Source organism: Haliea salexigens DSM 19537, assembly GCF_000423125.1.
Classification (GTDB): Bacteria; Pseudomonadota; Gammaproteobacteria; order Pseudomonadales; family Halieaceae; genus Haliea; species Haliea salexigens.
This window is the reverse complement of the sequence record NZ_AUHJ01000053.1, coordinates 1-4,248: the sequence shown is the minus strand read 5'-3', so window position 1 is coordinate 4,248 and position 4,248 is coordinate 1. Positions and strand designations below refer to the sequence as shown.

At 52.2% G+C, this 4,248-nt stretch carries 5 protein-coding genes; 2 read left to right on the top strand and 3 right to left on the bottom strand.

Going from position 1 to position 4,248, the window contains the following annotated elements; all coding sequences use genetic code 11:
- From G533_RS24320 to G533_RS24315, 3 genes are all read right to left on the bottom strand, one after another.
- Positions 1 to 194: transposase (locus G533_RS24320; RefSeq protein WP_158413448.1), on the bottom strand; the 194-nt coding region annotated here is incomplete at its 3' end.
- Between the two features lie 32 nt (positions 195 to 226).
- Complete coding sequence (locus G533_RS23015) at positions 227 to 754, bottom strand: hypothetical protein (protein ID WP_035529262.1); 528 nt, start codon at positions 752 to 754, stop codon at positions 227 to 229.
- A gap of 169 nt (positions 755 to 923) precedes the next feature.
- Positions 924 to 1,430: a GNAT family N-acetyltransferase gene (locus G533_RS24315; protein WP_084639178.1), complete on the bottom strand. Its 507-nt coding sequence runs from the start codon at positions 1,428 to 1,430 to the stop codon at positions 924 to 926.
- A 730-nt stretch (positions 1,431 to 2,160) separates the two neighbouring features.
- On the opposite strand from G533_RS24315, the gene G533_RS0119080 reads away from it, so the two are divergent.
- Both G533_RS0119080 and G533_RS0119075 read left to right on the top strand, forming a co-directional pair.
- A protein-coding gene (locus tag G533_RS0119080; protein WP_144079961.1) for an IS3 family transposase occupies positions 2,161 to 3,335 on the top strand; the annotation gives its coding sequence in 2 pieces (ribosomal slippage) (positions 2,161 to 2,416 and positions 2,416 to 3,335; 1,176 coding nt in all).
- Positions 3,336 to 3,848: 513 nt separating this feature from the next.
- The gene (locus G533_RS0119075; protein ID WP_027951281.1) at positions 3,849 to 4,205 is read left to right on the top strand and encodes a hypothetical protein; all 357 of its coding nucleotides are present in this window, start codon (positions 3,849 to 3,851) and stop codon (positions 4,203 to 4,205) included.
- Positions 4,206 to 4,248: the final 43 nt, after the last annotated feature.

Below are 4,248 nucleotides of genomic sequence, written 5' to 3'. Positions count from 1 at the left end.
TTGCCGCTCCAGTTCTCTGGATTGGATGGGTCTGCGGGCACGGCGTTACCTCGATCACGGTATTGGTTACGCCAATTGTACAGGCTGACATCAGAGACGCCGAGATCCCGACTGACCTGTGCCACGGATTGGGCGTTGGGCGGCATCAGTCGCCTGACCGCCTGTTCTTTGAACTCCTCGCTATATTGTCCCACGCTGGTCTCACTGACCGCCCCCTCCTTGAGATTTAGAGTGAAAAATGGACACGACATCTATCCTGACAGAGGGGGTGCTTGTCGAGCCGTAAAGCCAGGTAGGTCGCCAGCGCTTCCCTCAGATCCTCGTCCACGAGCGGTAGGTCCCGCGATTGCCCAGCGCGCTTCTTGACCGTGGGATAAAAACGCTTTGGATCTACTTCTATACCGGCTTTCGCCAGATCGACAATCTGCGCGACAACCTGGTCAAACGCCTCGACGGAGAAACTCACGGTTCGCCGTGCATACCTGGGTCTTGATCGCCCCATGGCATTGGCACCCTTGGTGTAGGCCGCCGGCAGCGACATCACTTTATACAGGGTAAACCCGGGCGGGGATTTCTTCAGGCGGGCAATCTCCTTGATCTGGAGCAGGGCGATCTCTTGGGCACGCAGGCCAAGTTTCGCGCTGATCTGCATGATCGCAGTATTCTTTTCCGGGTGGCGATGGTCCTGGATGACCTCGAAGACCCGTTGCCATTCTGCTGTGGTCGGGACACGTGCCTGGCCTGCTTTCGGCATGAGAGGGGTCCTTTAATAATCTGTATTAATGTTATTAAAACGGATTAAAGCCCATCGTCCACTATCATTGGCTGGCAGCAGAATCCTGAGAGTTCAACGCCGCCGACACGGGCAGCTTTGTAGCGAAGGCGAAGCCACAACGGAGAAGCTGTCGCAGTGCTTGGCCTTTTTAACCCTGAGTTGAGAATGCCTCATGGTAAGATACCACCCCTTGCGGGATCTCGCCGGAAAACGACAGCCCCTGAAAATACTCAGCGAGCACACCGGGAAAAACCAGCCCATCTACAACCCTGAATCCAAAACGGCCATAATAATCAGGATCACCAAGCACTACGCAGCCACATGCACCCATTGCCTTAAGGGCGGCAAGAGTGCTTTTCATTAACTTAGATCCCACACCGCGTCCTTGAAGCACAGGGAGAACAGATATTGGTCCAAGACCAAACCAGCCGGTTGCGCCGGTTGATAAAGTGACGGGGGAAATTGCAACATGGCCAATAATCTCTCCGTCAACTTTAGCCACACGAGAGATCGTTAACGCTGCCGCACGACGAAGAGCTTCAACAATGAACTGCTCTGTATGATCCGTATGGGGAGCATTTAAGAATGCCTCCTCTGTAACTTCATGTATTCGCGCCGCATCATTAATACTTTCGTTGCTAATTTGAATATCCATGCCCGACCTCTTTGAAGGGTTAACGCTCGCAGTTGCGGATACGGAGCACAACGCAGTAACCGAGACATCCATGCTTATTAGGCGGATGGTTCACCATAAACCAACTTCCTAAGCAACTTAGTTGCTTTTAGCAACAAGAAACAAGCTATCGTTGCGACAACGATTGGCAAAAGCCCAACGAGGGCTAAACCTGGATGTACAGCTAGAATACCGATACATAGCTGCAAAACGGCAGGTATTGGAATAGTGGCCGGGACAGATACTGTTGGAGTCAAAAACAGCGCGAGACTGGCTGACTTCGCTAGCAGCCTTAAATTAGTCTCCTGAATCTTCGTGCATCTCCGTAACAGATACACAATCGCAATCAAACTGACCAATGCGTATCCAATGACGAGGAGTACTACTGCGATCATCATGAATCCGCCTAACACTTCAAGCAGTGGCCGCTGTTAAACGATCCCGGCGCGAAGAGCCCTTGCTGCCTTGATTTGCTATGTGCCCTACCCAACAAAACCACCTACTTTTAGAACCACCAACGTGAAAACAAATGTAACTGGAACCGCCGCTGCAGCTAAAAAAAATGATGGTACAACGTACGCCTTGAACCCTATCAACTTAGTGCCTCGACCTAGACCGATGAAGCCGTAGACGATCAGGTGTAGTGGCATAGTGAATTTGGCCACCTGACTTTGAGTGATATTATCACTCGTAATAAGGATCAGGTGAACGAATGACCACCACAAGAAGAAGATTTGACCCGGAGTTCAAACTGGAAGCCGCTCAGCTGGTTGTGGATCATAGCTATACAATCAGGGCCGCCTGCGAGGCCATGGGAGTGAGTAAATCGACGATGGAATCATGGGTGCGAAAGCTCCGCTCAGAACGAGGAGGTAAGGCACCTGCAGGACACGCAATTACACCGGAACAGCAACGCATCCAGGAGTTAGAGCGTAAGCTCAGGCGTGTTGAAGAGGAAAAAGAAATTCTAAAAAAGGCTACAGCTCTCTTGATGTCGGACTCACTGAACAGTTCTCGATAATCGAGCAACTTCAGGAGAGCTACGCTGTGCAGCGTCTTTGTCAGGTCTTTGAGGTTCATCGCAGTAGCTACCGGGCGTGGCGCGACAGACCTACTGGTTTCAAACCTGAAGAATTACGGTTGCAGGCACTGGTCAAGGCCGCGCACAAAGTCAGCAATGGATCTGCGGGAGCTAGAACTGTCGCAACGATTGTGACGCAAAGCGGAACCCCTCTTAGTCGGTACCGTGCAGGCCGCAGGATGAAGCTGCTGGGCCTGGAAAGCACCCAGATGCCGTCGCACAAGTACAAGAAGGCAGAGCAACCACATGTTGATATTCCGAACCTACTGGATCGGGAGTTCGATGTGCAGCAGCCCAACACAGCCTGGTCCGGCGATATTACCTATATTTGGACAGGCGCTCGCTGGGCCTACCTAGCGGTGGTACTGGATCTGTTCGCGCGCAAGCCCGTTGGTTGGGCCCTGTCTCTGTCACCAGATACAGCGCTGGTAAAGAAAGCGCTTACAATGGCTTATGAATCGCGAGAAGAACCTGAAGGCGTTCTGTTTCATTCAGATCAGGGATGCCAGTACACGAGTCTGGGATTCCGGCAACTGTTATGGCGTTATCGAATGGAGCAGAGCCTTAGCCGCCGTGGTAACTGCTGGGACAATGCGCCAACCGAACGGTTCTTCAGGAGCCTAAAAACGGAGTGGATTCCTGAGACTGGCTACCAGAATTTTCCGGCTGCAAAGCAGTCTATCAGTGATTACATTATTGGGTATTACAGTCAGGTGCGACCGCACCAAAGCAACGGCGGATTACCGCCGAATGCAGCGGAACAAAACTACTGGAACGCTCAAATGACGGTGGCCAAATCTACTTGACCACTACACAGGACGAAAGCAACCAACAAGAGAACGGGGACCGGTATGTACTTCCAAAGCTCTGAAACTAAACCATAGCTGGGAGAACCTGCCACTAGAACTGCGAATGTAGGGAAGATGCTGGCGATACTAACCAATATTATCGCAAACCGGTACGGCCTCTTGGTTGAACTTCTCATGGGAGTTGTCCTAGCACATAAAGGCTTAATACACTTACTTCCATCAGGAGTGTTTGATCACGTTAGTGTAGACGATAGCCCCTAGCTGGCGGAAGCAGCGGTTTAGCTATACCGTGCTGATCGCTCCGTGGCGACTCGTCATTCGTGACTGCCAACTCTCTCAGCGGAAGAAAGCTTACATTGACGTTGCAGGCATCCCTTGCCATGTTTAGTCAACCTCGTGGCTACTATCAGTAGCATGTAGGTTGCGGCCTGTCCGCATTTGTAATCAACCCATCGGGTAACTCACCCGATGGGCGATGTTGCTCGGTGTCTATCCGAAAGGAGCACTACTATGAGCGATATCAGTAAAACGGTCGGTTTGGTCCGCCCGGTCAGTGGCGATGGTCGGTTCCCTATACTGGGGTTTTTGAATCCCGTGCTCATCGATGATGAGTTGTGGGAGTTGACGCAGAACCCCGACAACCCGAGCCTGGCCTCAGTGGTGAACAAAGCTGCGGAAGCAGTTGATATCTTCGCCAAAGAGGTCGAACACGCGGATTTTTCGATTCTCGTGTCGAGCTGCAAAGGTCTTGTCGCCGTCACCGTGCGGGTGTCTTGGGAGGAGGCAAGCAAGTGTGTCAAGATCGCGCCGCTCATTCCCCCGCCGTGGTCGTCGAACAGCGTAAGGACATACGATGTCCAGCACTGATCAACAGACCCCGGAAGCCGAACGGCAGGCACTGGACAAAGCT